This is a genomic window from Ramlibacter sp., assembly GCF_035548915.1.
Taxonomy (GTDB): Bacteria; Pseudomonadota; Gammaproteobacteria; order Burkholderiales; family Burkholderiaceae_C; genus Ramlibacter.
The window spans coordinates 147,370-162,071 of the sequence record NZ_DASZSE010000028.1 but is presented as its reverse complement, the minus strand read 5'-3'; the positions used below and the strand labels follow the sequence as shown (position 1 = coordinate 162,071).

14 protein-coding genes are annotated in these 14,702 nt (G+C 68.8%); 13 read left to right on the top strand and 1 reads right to left on the bottom strand.

Annotation, left to right across the window (positions count from 1 at the left end; all coding sequences use genetic code 11):
- Positions 1 to 13: 13 nt before the first annotated feature.
- Genes VHA82_RS09455 through VHA82_RS09445 form a run of 3 tightly spaced genes read left to right on the top strand, consistent with a single transcriptional unit; the run spans position 14 to position 3,409 of the window.
- The gene (locus VHA82_RS09455) at positions 14 to 1,219 is read left to right on the top strand and encodes an efflux RND transporter periplasmic adaptor subunit (RefSeq protein ID WP_325542841.1); all 1,206 of its coding nucleotides are present in this window, start codon (positions 14 to 16) and stop codon (positions 1,217 to 1,219) included.
- Positions 1,216 to 2,640 (top strand): efflux transporter outer membrane subunit, encoded by a 1,425-nt coding sequence (locus VHA82_RS09450; RefSeq protein WP_325542839.1) that lies wholly within the window; start codon positions 1,216 to 1,218, stop codon positions 2,638 to 2,640. Before VHA82_RS09455 ends, VHA82_RS09450 begins: the two co-directional genes overlap by 4 nt.
- Positions 2,630 to 3,409: a class I SAM-dependent methyltransferase gene (locus VHA82_RS09445; protein WP_325542837.1), complete on the top strand. Its 780-nt coding sequence runs from the start codon at positions 2,630 to 2,632 to the stop codon at positions 3,407 to 3,409. The genes VHA82_RS09450 and VHA82_RS09445 overlap by 11 nt, the downstream gene beginning before the upstream one ends.
- A gap of 104 nt (positions 3,410 to 3,513) precedes the next feature.
- Here the strand turns inward: VHA82_RS09445 and VHA82_RS09440 are convergent, their stop codons facing one another.
- Positions 3,514 to 4,533 (bottom strand): AraC family transcriptional regulator, encoded by a 1,020-nt coding sequence (locus VHA82_RS09440; RefSeq protein WP_325542835.1) that lies wholly within the window; start codon positions 4,531 to 4,533, stop codon positions 3,514 to 3,516.
- Positions 4,534 to 4,682: 149 nt separating this feature from the next.
- Here VHA82_RS09440 and VHA82_RS09435 point away from each other — a divergent pair, with 149 nt between their 5' ends.
- From VHA82_RS09435 to VHA82_RS09390, 10 genes are all read left to right on the top strand, one after another.
- On the top strand, positions 4,683 to 6,290 hold the full coding sequence (locus tag VHA82_RS09435; RefSeq protein WP_325542833.1) for a carboxyl transferase domain-containing protein: 1,608 nt from the start codon (positions 4,683 to 4,685) through the stop codon (positions 6,288 to 6,290).
- Between the two features lie 47 nt (positions 6,291 to 6,337).
- Complete coding sequence (locus tag VHA82_RS09430) at positions 6,338 to 7,117, top strand: enoyl-CoA hydratase/isomerase family protein (protein ID WP_325542831.1); 780 nt, start codon at positions 6,338 to 6,340, stop codon at positions 7,115 to 7,117.
- 31 nt (positions 7,118 to 7,148) lie between these two features.
- Positions 7,149 to 9,134 (top strand): acetyl/propionyl/methylcrotonyl-CoA carboxylase subunit alpha, encoded by a 1,986-nt coding sequence (locus tag VHA82_RS09425; RefSeq protein ID WP_325542829.1) that lies wholly within the window; start codon positions 7,149 to 7,151, stop codon positions 9,132 to 9,134.
- Between the two features lie 26 nt (positions 9,135 to 9,160).
- Complete coding sequence (locus tag VHA82_RS09420) at positions 9,161 to 10,081, top strand: glyoxylate/hydroxypyruvate reductase A (protein WP_325543096.1); 921 nt, start codon at positions 9,161 to 9,163, stop codon at positions 10,079 to 10,081.
- 25 nt (positions 10,082 to 10,106) lie between these two features.
- A complete protein-coding gene (locus tag VHA82_RS09415) occupies positions 10,107 to 11,015 on the top strand; it encodes a hydroxymethylglutaryl-CoA lyase (protein WP_325542827.1) in 909 nt (302 codons plus the stop codon).
- A 50-nt stretch (positions 11,016 to 11,065) separates the two neighbouring features.
- Positions 11,066 to 11,578 (top strand): YbaK/EbsC family protein, encoded by a 513-nt coding sequence (locus VHA82_RS09410; RefSeq protein ID WP_325542825.1) that lies wholly within the window; start codon positions 11,066 to 11,068, stop codon positions 11,576 to 11,578.
- Positions 11,575 to 11,793: a DUF1289 domain-containing protein gene (locus VHA82_RS09405; RefSeq protein WP_325542823.1), complete on the top strand. Its 219-nt coding sequence runs from the start codon at positions 11,575 to 11,577 to the stop codon at positions 11,791 to 11,793. The genes VHA82_RS09410 and VHA82_RS09405 overlap by 4 nt, the downstream gene beginning before the upstream one ends.
- Positions 11,790 to 12,437 carry a 2-hydroxychromene-2-carboxylate isomerase gene (locus tag VHA82_RS09400; protein ID WP_325542821.1) on the top strand — a complete coding sequence of 216 codons (648 nt, stop codon included), beginning with the start codon at positions 11,790 to 11,792 and terminating at the stop codon, positions 12,435 to 12,437. The genes VHA82_RS09405 and VHA82_RS09400 overlap by 4 nt, the downstream gene beginning before the upstream one ends.
- A 151-nt stretch (positions 12,438 to 12,588) precedes the next feature.
- The gene (locus VHA82_RS09395) at positions 12,589 to 14,247 is read left to right on the top strand and encodes an MFS transporter (protein ID WP_325542819.1); all 1,659 of its coding nucleotides are present in this window, start codon (positions 12,589 to 12,591) and stop codon (positions 14,245 to 14,247) included.
- 90 nt (positions 14,248 to 14,337) lie between these two features.
- Positions 14,338 to 14,652 carry a hypothetical protein gene (locus VHA82_RS09390; RefSeq protein ID WP_325542816.1) on the top strand — a complete coding sequence of 105 codons (315 nt, stop codon included), beginning with the start codon at positions 14,338 to 14,340 and terminating at the stop codon, positions 14,650 to 14,652.
- Positions 14,653 to 14,702: the final 50 nt, after the last annotated feature.

Here is a 14,702-nt window from a genome sequence, read left to right as displayed (position 1 = left end):
CCGGGACAGACGAATGACGGACGAACAGAACCTCCCACTCACCGCCGACTCCGGGCAGAAGAGGCGCGCGGCACGCTGGACGCGCAACGCGGCCATCGTGGTGCTCGTGATCCTCGCGCTCGGTGCGGCGCGCACGGTGGTGAGCCGCATCGGCAACGCCCGCGCGCTGGAGGAAGACGCCGCCCGCGGCGCCGTGCAGTACGTGCGCGTGACGACGGTGCGTGCTGCCGGCTCGGCCGAGACACTGAATCTCGCGGGCACGCTGCAAGGCTACGTGCAGGCGCCGGTCGCGGCGCGCGCCGGCGGCTACCTGCGCCGGTGGACGCGCGACATCGGCAGCCGCGTCGCCAAGGGCGAGCTCCTCGCGGAAATCGAAACGCCCGAGCTCGACCAGCAGCTGTCGCAGGCCGTCGCCGCGCGCAACCAGCAGGCCGCGAGCCTGGAGCTTGCGAAAAGCACGGTGGAACGCTGGGAGGCGCTGCGCCAGCGGGACGCCGTTTCGCAGCAGGAGCTGGAAGAAAAGCGCAGCGGCTACGCGCAGGCGAAGGCGAACCTCGCCGGCGCGGATGCGAACGTCGAGCGGCTGCGCCAGCTCGAAAGCTTCAAGCGCGTGGTCGCGCCCTTCGCGGGCGTCATCACGAAGCGCAACGTCGACATCGGCGACCTGATCGACGGCAACCGGCCGCTCTTTCTGCTTTCGCAGACCGATCCGCTGCGCGTCTACGTGAACGTGCCGCAGGCGTATGCGCAGCTCGTTCGCACCGGCATGCCCGCGGTCGTGACGCAGGCCGAGCTGCGCGGCCGCGAGTTCAGGGGCGAAGTGGCCCGCACGGCCGGATCGATCGACAGCGCAACGCGCACGATGCAGGTGGAAATCGCGCTGGCCAACCGCGACGGCGCGTTGCTGCCGGGCGCGTTCGTGAACGTGGAGCTCTCCGCCGCGCCGAGCGGCATGCTCAGCGTTCCCTCGAACGTCCTCCTGTTCCGCGGGCAGGGCGTGCTGGTCGCGCGGGTGGATGCGAGCGGCACCGTGAGCCTGCAGGCGGTGCGGCTCGGGCGCAACTTCGGCGAGAGCATCGAGATCATCGACGGCCTGAAGGGCAACGAAGCGCTGGTGCTCAACCCCTCCGACTCCATCGCCGCGGGCGACAAGGTGCAGGTCGTGACCGATCCCGCGGCGCCCGCGACGAACACCGCTTCGGCGCGCAAGACTTCGTGAACGTGCGCATCGCCTTGTCGTTGCTGGTTGCGGTGCTTGCGGGTTGCGCGACGCCGAAGGGTGCGGACACCGGGCTTGCGGTGGAGGTGCCCGCCGCGTGGAAGATCGAGGCGCCCTTCAAGACGGCGCTGCCGGCGGATGCCGCGCCGCGCGGCGCCTGGTGGCGCGTGTTCGGCGATCCGCATCTGAACGCGCTCGAAGAGCAGGCGCAAAGCGCGAGTCCGACGCTCGCTGCCGCCGCGGCCCGGCTCGCGCAGGCGCGTGCCGCGGTGGACGTGGCGCGCGCCGGGCTCTTTCCCCAGCTCAATGCGGGCACGCGAGTGTCGCGCCAGGAAATCTCGGCGAACCGGCCGCTGTCGAACTACGCGTCGCCGAATTCCTCGACAGTGCAAAACGAGTTCGCGCTCTCCTTCAGCGTCGCCTATGAAGCCGACCTCTTCGGTCGCGTGCGCGGCACGGTGGCCGCGGCACGCGCTTCGGCCGAACAATCCGAAGCGGATTTCCAGAACGTGCGGCTCGTGCTCGCTTCGGACCTCGCGGCCGCGTACTTCAATCTGCGCGAGCTCGACATCGAACTCGACGTGCTCGCGCAATCGATCGCGCTGCAGCGGCGCGCGCTGGAGCTCGTGACGGCGCGCCACCAGCTCGGCGCGACCTCGGGGCTCGAAGTCGCGCAGCAGCAGGCGCTGCTCGATTCAACGCTCACGCAGGTGGACGTGCTGAGGCGCCAGCGCTCGCAGTTCGAAACCGCCATTGCGGCGCTCGTGGGGCGGCCCGCGCCGCTTTTCACGCTGGCGCCGGAGGTGAAGCCACGGATCGCGCCCGCGATCGAGGTGGGCATTCCCGCCGACCTCATGCAGCGGCGTCCGGACATCGCCTCGGCCGAGCGCGCGATGGCCGCGGCCAACGCGCAGATCGGCGTCGCGCGCGCCGCGTACTTCCCGAGCGTCACGTTCAATCCGACCGGGGGTCTGGACAGCCGCATGCTGTCGACGCTCTTCGACGGCCCGAGTCTCTTGTGGTCGCTCGGCGTGTCGGTGCTGCAGCCTGTGTTCGACGCCGGGCGCACCGACGCGAACGTGGCGATCGCCGAGGCCGGGTACCAGCTCGCCTCGGCCAACTACCGGCGCGTCGTGCTCACGGCGCTGCAGGAAGTGCAGGACGGCATCACGGGCAGTGCCGCGCTCGACCGCGCGCTCGCGCAGGCGCGGCTTGCGCAGCAGAGCGCCGAGCGCGTGCTGCAGCTCGCCAACGATCGCTATCAGGGCGGCGCGGCGACCTATCTCGAAGTGATTTCGGCGCAGCAGGCGCTGCTCGATCGCCAGCGGCAAGTGGCGCAGCTGCTCGGCCAGCGGCTGCTCGTTTCGGTGCTGCTCGTGAAGGCCCTCGGTGGCGGATGGGAGAACGGTCATGGCGCGTGAGGTTCATTCGGCGGCGCAGCAGGGCTATACGCGCGAAGCCGCGACGTATTCGCGCGGGCGGCCGGGCTATCCGTCAGAACTGCAGGAGTGGCTGCGCGGCACGCTCGGGCTCGGCCCCGGCAAGCGCGTGGCCGACGTCGGCGCAGGCACGGGCAAGTTCTCGAAGCTCGTGCTGGCCACCGGCGCCGAAGTGGTCGCGGTGGAACCCGTGGCGTCGATGCGGCGCGAGGCTGCCGGCGTGGCGGGCTTGCAGGTGGTGGAGGGCACCGCGCAGCATCTGCCCTTTGCCGATGCATCGCTCGATGCGATCGTGTGCGCCCAGGCGTTCCACTGGTTCGCATCGGCCGAGGTGCTGGACGAATTCGCGCGCGTGCTCGAGGCGGGCGGCAAGCTCGGCCTGATATGGAACGTGCGCGACGAATCGGTGGACTGGGTGCGGCGCCTCACGGACATCATGTCGCCGCACGAGGGCGACGCGCCGCGCTACTGGAAGGGCGAGTGGCGCGATGCATTCCCGCACGCGGGCTTCAGCGCGCTCGAGAAGACGGCGTTCGCGTACGAACACACCGGGTCGCCGCAGCAAGTCGTGATCGATCGCGTGATGAGCGTGAGCTTCATCGCGTCGCTGGACGAGGCAGGGCAGGCGGGCGTGCGGCAGCAGCTCGAGGAGCTGCTCGCGACGCACCCCGAGTTGCGCGGGCGAGAGACCTTGCGCTTTCCTTATCGCACGGATGCATTCGCTTGCGAGCGGGTGGGCCGGGTGGCGTGAACAAGCGAAGGGGCGGCTCGCGAGCCCCCCTCACCCCAACCCTCTCCCCCAAGGGGGAGAGGGAGTAATCCACCGCTGATCGGCCGAATCGAACCTGTCCATCGTCACTCGGCGGCGCCCGACGCCGCGCGAAACTGCGCGGGCGTCATCCCGGTCCATTTCGCGAACGCGCGCACGAAGCTCCTCTCGCTGCGAAAGCCGCTTGCCGACGCGACCTGCTTGACGGCCTTGCCGGTGCGCAGAAGCAGTTCGCGCGCGCGGCCGCTTCGCACCTCGTCCTTCAGCTCCTGCAGGCTCGCGCCTTCTTCCTTCAGGTGCCGGTGCAGCGTGCGCGTCGACATGTGCAGCAGGCGCGCGAGGCCGTCCGCGCCGTGCGCCTCCGCCGGGTGCGACCGCAGCGCCATGCGCACCTGCTCCACGATCAGCCGGTCGCGCCGGTACTGCAGCACCGTGAGCGGCAGCGCGCGCTCGAGCATCTGGCCGAGTGCCTTCTCGTCGCGCTTGAGCGGCAACGCCAGATAGCGCGCGTCGAAGCGGATCCGCGCCCCGTCCGCGTCGAACCCGAGCGGCCCCGGGAACATGAAGCGATACGCGTCGGCATGCGGGGGCGCGCGGAACGGAAAGCTCGCCCCCGCGAGCGGAATGCGCGAATCGATGTACCAGCAGGCGAGCCCGTGGACGTTGCGCAGCACGTGGACCATGCAGAACTCGCGATGCTCGGACGCGAGCCGCCGCCGCTCGCGCAGCGCGATCGCGGCCTCGCTGCCTGTCGCGGTGAGCGCGAGCGCGATGTCGTCGGCAACGAGCGCGTGATGGCGGCACCAGCGCTTGAGCGCGACACCGAGCGTCGGCGAGGTGAGCGAAGCGCGCGCGAGCATCCCGTAGGTGCCCCACGGCAGCCGCCGCGAAAAGGCACCCAGCCCTTCGTCGTCGAGTTCCTGCATCGCAGCGTACGAAAGCTCCTCGAGCTGGCGCGCGGTGATGCGCGCCTCCGGAATCTGCAGCCGCGCTGGCGCGATCTGTGCCAGCTTCAGCACGCGTGCGGGGTCGCGGCCGGCGCGTCTGTAAGCGGAAACGATCGAGCGAGCGAAGGCCATGGGTGTGACCGACGCGGGATGCTTCATGCGCAGAGTTTGGCACGATTTGTTCCAAAGATGGCAATGCCGCCGCTGTGCTTCGAACGGCGCGGCGCGAGACGCGCGGTAGGATTCCCCCACCCGTTGCCCCCACCCCGGCCCTGTCCCCAAGAGGGGGAGGGAGAAAGTCCCGAAGCATGGCGATCCTGGAGACGAACCTCAACCCGCGCTCGGCCGAGTTCCAGGCCAACGCGGCCGCGATGCGCGCGCTGGTGGAAGACCTCGCCGTGCAGGTCGCCCATGCGGCGCAAGGCGGCGGTGCCGCCGCGCGCGACAAGCACACCGCGCGCGGCAAGCTGCTGCCGCGCGAGCGCGTGCAGATGCTGCTCGACCCCGGCACGCCGTTCCTCGAGCTGGCGCCGCTCGCCGCCCACGGCATGTACGGCGGCGACGCGCCCTGCGCGGGGCTCGTGGCGGGCATCGGCCGCGTGAGCGGAGCCGATTGCATGATCGTCTGCAACGACGCCACGGTGAAGGGCGGCACCTACTATCCCATCACCGTGAAGAAGCACCTGCGCGCGCAGGAGATCGCGCGCGAGAACCGGCTTGCGTGCATCTATCTCGTCGACTCGGGCGGCGCCAACCTGCCGAATCAGGACGACGTGTTCCCCGACCGCGAGCACTTCGGCCGCATCTTTTACAACCAGGCGACGCTGTCGGCGCAGGGCATCGCGCAGATCGCGGTGGTGATGGGCTCGTGCACGGCCGGCGGCGCCTACGTGCCCGCGATGAGCGACGAGACGATCATCGTGAAGAACCAGGGCACGATCTTTCTCGGCGGCCCGCCGCTCGTGAAGGCCGCGACGGGCGAGGTGGTCACGGTGGAAGACCTGGGCGGCGGCGACGTGCACACGCGCCTGTCGGGCGTCGCAGACCACCTCGCGCAGAACGACATGCATGCGCTCGCGCTCGCGCGGCAGGCGGTGGCATCGCTCAATGCGCGCAAGGTGCCGCCGATCGCGCTGCGCGAGCCGCGCGCGCCGAAGTACGCGGGAGAAGATCTGTACGGTGTCGTGCCGACCGACACGCGCAAGCCTTACGACGTGCGCGAGATCATCGCGCGCATCGTGGACGCGGGCGAGTTCGACGAGTTCAAGGCGCGCTATGGCACGACGCTCGTGTGCGGCTTCGCGCACGTCGAGGGCATGCAGGTGGGCATCGTCGCCAACAACGGCATTCTCTTTTCCGAAAGCGCGCAAAAGGGCGCGCATTTCATCGAGCTGTGCTGCCAGCGCAAGGTGCCGCTCGTGTTCCTGCAGAACATCACGGGCTTCATGGTGGGACGCAAGTACGAGAACGAAGGCATCGCGCGGCACGGCGCGAAGATGGTGACGGCGGTCGCCTGCGCGCAGGTGCCGAAGTTCACGATCATCATCGGCGGCAGCTTCGGCGCGGGCAACTACGGCATGTGCGGCCGCGCCTACTCGCCGCGGTTCCTCTGGATGTGGCCCAACGCGCGCATCAGCGTGATGGGGGGCGAGCAGGCCGCGAGCGTGCTCGCCACCGTGAAGCGCGACGGCATCGAGTCGCGCGGCGGCACCTGGTCGCAGGAAGACGAAGAAGCTTTCAAGACGCCGATCCGCGAGCAGTACGAGGCGCAGGGGCACCCCTACTACGCGACGGCGCGCCTCTGGGACGACGGCGTGATCGATCCGGCCGATACTCGCCGAGTGCTGGCGCTCGGGCTGTCCACGGCCATGAACGCGCCCATTGCCGAGACGAAATTCGGCGTGTTCCGGATGTAGCGGCATCCGCCTGCGAGCCCCGCCCACCTGCAAGGAGTTCATCGATCATGCTGGATGTCACCGTCGACCATGCCGTCGCCATCGCCACCGTCACGCTCGACCGGCCGGACATGCGCAACGCCTTCAACGAAGAGCTGATCGCCCAGCTTGCGGAAGCCTTTCGCACGCTGGGCGCTCGCGACGACGTGCGCTGCATCGTGCTCGCCGCCAACGGCCCCGCGTTCTGCGCGGGCGCCGACCTGAACTGGATGCGCCGCATGGCGGGCTATTCGCGCGAGGAGAATCTCGCGGATGCGGGCGCGCTCGCGCAGATGCTGCAGGCGCTGTATGCGTGTCCCAAGCCCACGATCGCGAAGGTGCACGGCGATGCGTATGCCGGCGGCGTGGGGCTGGTCGCGGCCTGCGACATCGCCGTGGCCGCGGACAGCGCGAACTTCTGCCTCACCGAAGTGAGGCTCGGGCTCATCCCTGCCACGATCAGCCCGTACGTGATTCGCGCGATGGGCGCGCGCGCGGCGCACCGCCTCTTCCTCACGGCCGAGCGTTTCGTCGCGCGCGAAGCGCACCGCATCGGCCTCGTGCATGAAGTGACCGCGGCGGGCGGGCTGGATGCGAGGGTGCGCGAGATTGCCCAGGCGCTGTGTGCCGGAAGTCCCGAGGCGATGAAGGCGTGCAAGCGCCTCGTGCTGGATGTGGCGGGCGAGGAAATCACGCCCGCACTGGTCGCGCGCACGGTGGAGGGCATCGCCGACGCCCGTGCGAGCGCCGAAGGCAGGGAGGGCGTGCAGGCCTTCCTCGAAAAGCGCAAGCCGGCCTGGCTCGGCTGACGCGGCCAACCGACGCGAAGGAATCAGGTCGATGTTCCAGAAGATCCTCATAGCCAACCGCGGCGAGATCGCCTGCCGCGTCGCGGCGACCGCCCGCCGCATGGGCGTGAAGACCGTCGCGGTCTACTCCGACGCGGATGCGAACGCGAAGCACGTCGCCGCCTGCGACGAGGCCGTCCACATCGGCGGCAGCGCGCCGAAGGAAAGCTACCTTCGGTGGGAACGCATCATCGAAGCGGCCCGCGCCACCGGCGCGCAGGCGGTCCATCCGGGCTACGGTTTCCTCTCGGAAAACGAAGGCTTCGCCGCCGCGTGCGCCGAAGCCGGCATCGTCTTCATCGGCCCGCCCCCTTCGGCCATCCAGGCGATGGGCCTGAAGGCGGAGTCGAAGCAGCTCATGGAACGCGCCGGCGTGCCGCTGGTTCCGGGCTACCACGCCGCCGACCAGAACGACGAGTTGCTGAAGCACGAGGCCAACCGCATCGGCTACCCCGTGCTCATCAAGGCGAGCGCGGGCGGCGGCGGCAAGGGGATGCGCGCGGTGGAGAAGCCCGAGGATTTCGATGCGGCGCTCGCTTCGTGCCGGCGCGAAGCGAAGAACAGCTTCGGCGACGACGCCGTGCTCATCGAGAAGTACGTGCAGCGTCCGCGCCACGTCGAAATCCAGGTGTTCGGCGACACGCAGGGCAACTACGTGTACCTGTTCGAGCGCGACTGCTCGGTGCAGCGGCGCCACCAGAAGGTGCTGGAGGAAGCGCCCGCGCCGGGGCTGGACGAACACATGCGCCGCCAGATGGGCGAAGCGGCCGTCGCCGCCGCGCGGGCGGTGAAGTACGTCGGCGCGGGCACGGTGGAATTCATCGTCGAGCAGCGCGCGGGCGAGATGAACTTCTTCTTCATGGAGATGAACACTCGCCTGCAGGTGGAGCATCCCGTGACGGAAGCGATCACGGGACTCGACCTCGTCGAGTGGCAGCTGCGCGTCGCCGCGGGCGAGCCGTTGCCGCTGAAGCAGGACGAACTGCGCGTGACGGGCCATGCGATCGAGGCGCGCATCTGCGCCGAGAACCCGGACAAGAACTTCCTGCCCGCGACCGGAACGCTGCGCGTGTACCGCAAGCCCGAATGCGTGGCATTCGAACGCGGCGCGGTCCGCGTGGACGACGGCGTGCGCGAGGGCGACGCGATCTCGCCCTTCTACGACTCGATGATCGCCAAGCTCATCGTGCATGGCGACACGCGCGAGCAGGCGCTGGCGCGCCTCGACGAGGCGCTTGCGAACACGCACATCGTCGGTCTGAACACGAACGTGCAGTTCCTGCGGCTGGTCGTGCAGAGTCCGTCTTTCGCGCAGGCCGATCTCGACACGGCACTGATCCCGCGCGAATCGGCGCGGCTGTTCAGGCAGGAGAAGGTCGGCGTGCAGCTTGCCGCGGCCGCCGCGGTCGCCAAGACCCTGCTCGACGAAAGGAAGGACGAAGGCGCCGACCCGTTCAGCCGCCGCGACGGCTGGCGTTCGCACGGCATCGCGACGCGCCGGTTCGAATTCGACTTCAAGGGCGAGCATGTGCTGGCCGAGCTCGCGTATCGCCACGACGGTTCGTTGCAGCTCGAAGTCGCGGATGCGAAGTCTGCGCTCGCCTTCTCGCAGGAGGGCGACGCGATCGAGCTGCGGTTCGCCGGGCGGCGCGAGCGCGTCAGGGTCTACACGCAAGGCGAAACCGATCACGTCTTCACCCGCGAGGGCGCGACGCAGATCGTCTCCATCGACCTCCTCGCGCACGCGGGCGACGTGCAGGCAGACGGCGGGCGGCTCACGGCGCCGATGCCGGGCAAGGTGATCTCGTTCGCGGTGAAGCCCGGGGACGCGGTGAAGAAGGGCCAGGCACTCGCCGTCATGGAGGCGATGAAGATGGAGCACACTATCGCCGCGCCGGGCGACGGCACCGTGGCCGAGCTGCTCTTCGCGCCCGGCGATCAGGTCGCCGAAGGGGCCGAGCTGCTGCGTCTCGCCTGAACGGCCGGCGGATGACAATCGCGCCCATGCGCATCGTCTTTCACGCCGACAACACGAAGGTCCAGCCCTGGCTGGATGCACTGCGGCAGGCCCTGCCCGATGCCGTCGTCGAGCAATGGCGGCCCGGCGCCGCGCAAGCGGACTACGCGGTGGTATGGACGCCGCCTCAGCAGTTGTTCGACGAGCAGCCCGCACTCAAGGGCGTGTTCAACATGGGCGCGGGCGTCGATGCATTCCTCGGGCTCAGGCTCCCCGCCAATGTGCCTCTCGTGCGGCTCGACGATGCGGGCATGTCGGTGCAGATGGCCGAGTACGTCTGCCATGCGGTCATCCGCCATTTCCGCGAGTTCGATGTTTACGATCGCGAGAGGGATGCGGGCCGCTGGGCGTTCCGCCGGCCGCGCGTGCGTGCCGAATTTCCCGTCGGCGTGATGGGACTCGGCGTGCTCGGCACGCGCGTTGCGCAGGCCGTGGCGCAGTTCGAGTTTCCCGTGCTCGGCTGGACCCGTTCGCCGAAGGACATCCCGGGCGTGCGCTGCTACGCGGGCGAGGCCGGATTCGATGCCTTCCTCGCGGCCACGCGCGTCCTGGTGTGCCTGCTGCCCCTCACGCCCGAGACCGAGGGCATCATGAACCGGCGCACGCTTTCTCTGCTGAAGCCGGGCGGCTACGTGATCAATGTCGCGCGCGGCGCGCATCTGGTCGACGAGGACCTGTTGAGCTTGCTGGACGAGGGCCATCTTGCCGGCGCCATGCTCGACGTGTTCCGCACCGAGCCGCTGCCGGCCGAGCATGCGTTCTGGAAGCATCCGCTGGTGACCGTGACGCCGCACACCTCCGCGCGGACGCTGAGGGAGGAGACGGTGGCGCAGATCGCGGGGAAGATTCTCGCGGTTGAACGCGGAGAGCCCATTGCGGGCGTGGTCGATCGCAAGCGGGGATACTAGAGGCCACAGAATCGAGAGACTCCCGATGAAATACCCGAGCAAAGTGAAGCTGGTCGACGTCGGCCCGCGCGACGGCCTGCAAAACGAAAAGGGCGAAGTGCCCGCCGCGGTGAAGATCGAACTCATCCATCGCCTGCAGGACGCCGGCCTCACCGAGATCGAAGTGACGAGCTTCGTCTCACCGAAGTGGGTGCCGCAGATGGCCGACAACGCGGAGGTGATGGCGGGCATCCATCGCAAGCCCGGCGTGCGCTATTCGGTGCTCGTGCCCAACATGAAGGGGCTCGAAGCCGCGCTCGCATCGAAGCCCGACGAGATCGTGGTGTTCGGTGCGGCGAGCGAGAAGTTCAGCCAGCGCAACATCAACTGCTCCATCGCCGAAAGCATCGAGCGCTTCGCGCCGGTGGTGGAGGCAGCGCGCGCGAAGGGCGTCTTCGTGCGCAGCGCGATCTCCACCGCCGTGGGCTGCCCCTACGAAGGCGACGTCGCGCCCGAGCGGGTGGAAATGGTCGCGCGCCTTTTCAAGGAGATCGGCGTGCAGCATTGCGGTGTGGCCGACACGATCGGCGTGGGCACGCCGCGCCGGGTGCAGGCCGCGATGGAAGCGGCGCTGAAGCACTTCGCGATCGACGACGTCTCGGGGCATTTCCACGACACCTACGGCCAGGCGCTGCCCAACACGCTCGCCTGCCTCGAGATGGGCATCTGGCAGTTCGATTCGTCGGTGGCGGGTCTCGGCGGCTGTCCTTACGCGAAGGGCGCGACCGGCAACGTCGCGACCGAGGACGTCGTCTACATGCTGCACGGCATGGGCATCGACACAGGGATCGATCTGGACCGGCTCATCGACGCCGGCAAATTCATCAGCGACTTCTTGCAGCGCAAGCCGAATTCGCGCGCGGCGACGGCGATCCTGAACAAGCGGGCGGGCTAGGCGCAACGCTTGCCTGCGGCACAATCGTTCCGAAAGGACGGATGAGACCGATGGGCGCAGCCGACACCAACCCCCTCCCCGAAGGCGTGCAGCGCGTCGCGCGCGCGCTGCAGGAAAAGGGCCACCCTCATATGCCGCGCATGCTGGACGACGCCGCGCGCACGGCGCAGCAGGCGGCCGATCAGCTCGGGATCGCAATCGGCCAGATCGCCAAGAGCATCATCTTCCGTCGCAAGTCGGACGATGCGGCCGTGCTCGTGATCACCTCGGGCGACCGGCGCGTGGACGAGAAGAAGGTCGACGCGATCGTCGGCAAGACCGGCCGCGCCGATGCGGACTTCGTGAAGAGCCGCACGGGCTTTTCCATCGGCGGGGTCTCGCCGGTGGCCCACGCGACCCCGCCCGTCACGCTCATCGACCGCGAACTCTTCCGCTTCGAGGAAGTCTGGGCGGCGGCGGGCCACCCGCACGGTGTCTTCAAGCTGCGGCCCGACGACCTCGTGGCGCTCACCGGCGCGCCCGTGGCCGACGTCGTGGTGGCGGCGGCAAGCGGCGCGGGATGAATTCGGTCACGAAGCTCCTGCTCGCACGCGCACGCACCGTGCGGCCCGATGGCGACGTGCCATCGCCGTGCATGTCGGTGTGCCGTATGAATGCCGCCACAGGCTGGTGCGAGGGCTGCCTGCGAACCCTTGACGAGATCGCCGCGTGGAGCACACTGGACGATGAAGGCAAGCGCTGTGTCTGGCGCAGCATCGAGCAAAGGGCCGCGGCGTGAAGAAGATCACCTTCTACCTGGACTTCATCTCCCCTTACGCATACCTCGCGTTCGAACGCCTGCCCGAGGCCCTCATGGGATGCACGTACTCGGTGGAGTACAAGCCGGTGCTCTTCGCGGCCTTCCTGAAGAAGAACGGCAACCTCGGCCCCGCCGAAATCCCCGGCAAGCGCGAGTGGACGTATCGCCAGGTGGCGTGGCTTGCGCAGCACCACGGCATCGAGATGCGCATGCCCGCGCAGCACCCCTTCAATCCGCTGCCGCTCCTGCGGCTCGCGCTCGCCTGCGGCACCGACGGACTCGTGAATCGCTACGTCTCGGAGACGCTCTTTCGCCACGTGTGGCGCGGCGGCGCCGACGCGGGCGATGCGGCCCGCCTCGAGGAGCTGAAGCACCGGCTCATTCCGCAGCGCGACCCGGCGAGCGACGCCGTGAAGGCGGAACTGAAGGCCAACACCGACGAAGCCATGGCGCGCGGCGTCTTCGGCGTGCCGAGCACCGTCGTCGACGACAAGGTGTTCTGGGGCTTCGATGCGCTCACGATGCTGCGCGAATGCCTCGACAACGGGCCGTGGTTCGAGGGGCCCGACTGGGACCGGGCGGCCAGGCTGCCCGCCGGAATCGCGCGTAACCCCGCATCGTGAAACGGCGGCTGCGGGTTTGCCCGTAACCGGTAAGGCCCCCGAAAGTTTCGCGCAAGCCAGCGTTGGTTTCGCGTCAGAGGCGGGTCAGAGCGCTCCTGAACAATCGGTCTCCACGCGCTCGCGACGGGCGTGCAACTCCTGGAGACTCTTCATGTCAACTGCAGCTGCCGACCGCCCGATGACGGGCGAGGAGAAGAAGGTCATCTTCGCCTCGAGCCTGGGCACCGTGTTCGAGTGGTACGACTTCTATCTGTACGGCTCGCTCGCCGCGATCATCGCCAGACAATTCTTCTCGGCGCTCGATGCGGGCTCGGCCTTCATCTTCGCGCTGCTCGCGTTCGCGGCGGGCTTCATCGTGCGGCCGTTCGGCGCGATCGTGTTCGGGCGCCTGGGCGACATGATCGGGCGCAAGTACACCTTCCTCGTCACGATCCTCATCATGGGCATGTCGACCTTCATCGTCGGCGTGCTGCCTTCGTACGCGAGCATCGGCGTCGCCGCGCCCATCATCCTGATCGGGCTGCGCCTCTTGCAGGGCCTGGCACTCGGCGGCGAGTACGGCGGCGCGGCCACCTACGTGGCCGAACATGCGCCGCACGGCAAGCGCGGTGCGTACACCGCATGGATCCAGACGACCGCCACGATGGGGCTCTTCCTGTCGTTGCTCGTGATCCTGGGCACGCGCACCGCGATGGGCGAAGCCGCATTCGCCGAGTGGGGCTGGCGCGTGCCCTTCGTCGTGTCGATCGCGCTGCTGGCCGTGTCGGTGTGGATACGTCTCTCGATGAACGAATCGCCCGCGTTCCAGCGGATGAAGGCCGAGGGCAAGACTTCCAAGGCGCCGCTCACCGAATCGTTCGGGCAGTGGAAGAACCTGAAGATCGTGATCCTCGCGCTCGTCGGCCTCACCGCGGGCCAGGCGGTCGTTTGGTATTCGGGGCAGTTCTACGCGCTCTTCTTCCTCACGCAGGCGCTGAAGGTCGACGCATCCACCGCGAACCTGCTCGTGGCCGCATCGCTTGTGATCGGCACGCCGTTTTTCATCGTGTTCGGCGCGCTGTCCGACCGCATCGGCCGCAAGCCGATCATCATGGCGGGCTGCCTTCTGGCCGCGATCACGTATTTCCCGATCTTCGGCGCGCTCACGAAGGCCGCGAATCCGGACCTCGCCGCCGCGCAGGCGAAGAACAAGGTCGTCGTGACGGCGGCCGCCGACGAATGCTCGTTCCAGTTCAACCCGACGGGCACGGCGAAGTTCACGAGTTCGTGCGACATCGCAAAGCAGGTGCTCGCGGGCGCTTCGGTGAGCTACGAAAATGTCGCGGCGCCGGCGGGCACGGTGGCGACCATCAAGATCGGCGAGACGGCGATTCCGAGCTACAGCGCAAAGGGCCTTTCCGCGGATGAAGCGAAGCGCAAGGACGCCGAGCTGAAGAAGCTCGTGGCCGCCGACCTGAAGGCCGCGGGCTACCCGACGCGCGCGGACCCGGACAAGATCGACGTGCTCGAGGTCACGCTGATCCTCACCTACCTCGTGATCCTGGTGACGATGGTGTACGGCCCGATCGCCGCGATGCTCGTGGAGCTCTTCCCGACGCGCATCCGCTACACATCGATGAGCTTGCCCTACCACATCGGCAACGGCTGGTTCGGCGGGCTTCTGCCCACCACGGCGTTCGCGATCGTCGCGCAGACGGGCAACATGTACGACGGCCTGTGGTACCCCGTCGTGATCGCCGCCGTCACGTTCGTGATCGGCACGCTCTTCGTGAAGGAGACGAAGGACGTGGACATCTACGCGCACGACTGATGCCGTGGCGCGCCGGGCGCCCACCCGCCCGGTGACAAGTGCGCGGCGGGAGGCGAGAATCGCGGCACCCTGAAGAGAGAGGAGCCCCCGATGCGTACGATCCGTTCACTGCTCGCCCCCGTGCTCGTTTGCGCCGTGCTCGCGACTGTCGCGGTCCCCGCCGCCGCGCAGCGCGGCGGCGAGATTCACGCCCGCATGGATCAGATCGCCATGCGCATCGACCGCAACGAAGCGCGCGGAAGGCTCTCGCACCGGGAGGCGCGGCGCCTGCGCGACGAGCTGGGCAGCATCCGGCAGCAGGAAGAAAGAATGCGCCGCGACGGCCGCCTGGAAGGCCGCGAGCGCCAGATGCTCGAGCGGCGGCTCAGCCGGCTCGACGAGCGCGTGTCCGACGCTCGCCGTTAGGGGCTCGCAAAGCGTGGGGTGGCCTGCGGCGGAGCCACCCCGAGCCACCC

Bases quoted from the DNA above. Each gene is read 5' to 3' on its own strand.
- VHA82_RS09445 (WP_325542837.1), top strand. From the start codon at position 2,630: ATGGCGCGTGAGGTTCATTCGGCGGCGCAGCAGGGCTATACGCGCGAA.
- VHA82_RS09410 (WP_325542825.1), top strand. From the start codon at position 11,066: ATGGGCGCAGCCGACACCAACCCCCTCCCCGAAGGCGTGCAGCGCGTC.
- VHA82_RS09430 (WP_325542831.1), top strand. From the start codon at position 6,338: ATGCTGGATGTCACCGTCGACCATGCCGTCGCCATCGCCACCGTCACG.
- VHA82_RS09420 (WP_325543096.1), top strand. From the start codon at position 9,161: ATGCGCATCGTCTTTCACGCCGACAACACGAAGGTCCAGCCCTGGCTG.
- VHA82_RS09440 (WP_325542835.1), bottom strand. From the start codon at position 4,533: ATGAAGCATCCCGCGTCGGTCACACCCATGGCCTTCGCTCGCTCGATC.
- VHA82_RS09455 (WP_325542841.1), top strand. From the start codon at position 14: ATGACGGACGAACAGAACCTCCCACTCACCGCCGACTCCGGGCAGAAG.
- VHA82_RS09415 (WP_325542827.1), top strand. From the start codon at position 10,107: ATGAAATACCCGAGCAAAGTGAAGCTGGTCGACGTCGGCCCGCGCGAC.
- VHA82_RS09435 (WP_325542833.1), top strand. From the start codon at position 4,683: ATGGCGATCCTGGAGACGAACCTCAACCCGCGCTCGGCCGAGTTCCAG.
- VHA82_RS09425 (WP_325542829.1), top strand. From the start codon at position 7,149: ATGTTCCAGAAGATCCTCATAGCCAACCGCGGCGAGATCGCCTGCCGC.
- VHA82_RS09405 (WP_325542823.1), top strand. From the start codon at position 11,575: ATGAATTCGGTCACGAAGCTCCTGCTCGCACGCGCACGCACCGTGCGG.
- VHA82_RS09395 (WP_325542819.1), top strand. From the start codon at position 12,589: ATGTCAACTGCAGCTGCCGACCGCCCGATGACGGGCGAGGAGAAGAAG.
- VHA82_RS09390 (WP_325542816.1), top strand. From the start codon at position 14,338: ATGCGTACGATCCGTTCACTGCTCGCCCCCGTGCTCGTTTGCGCCGTG.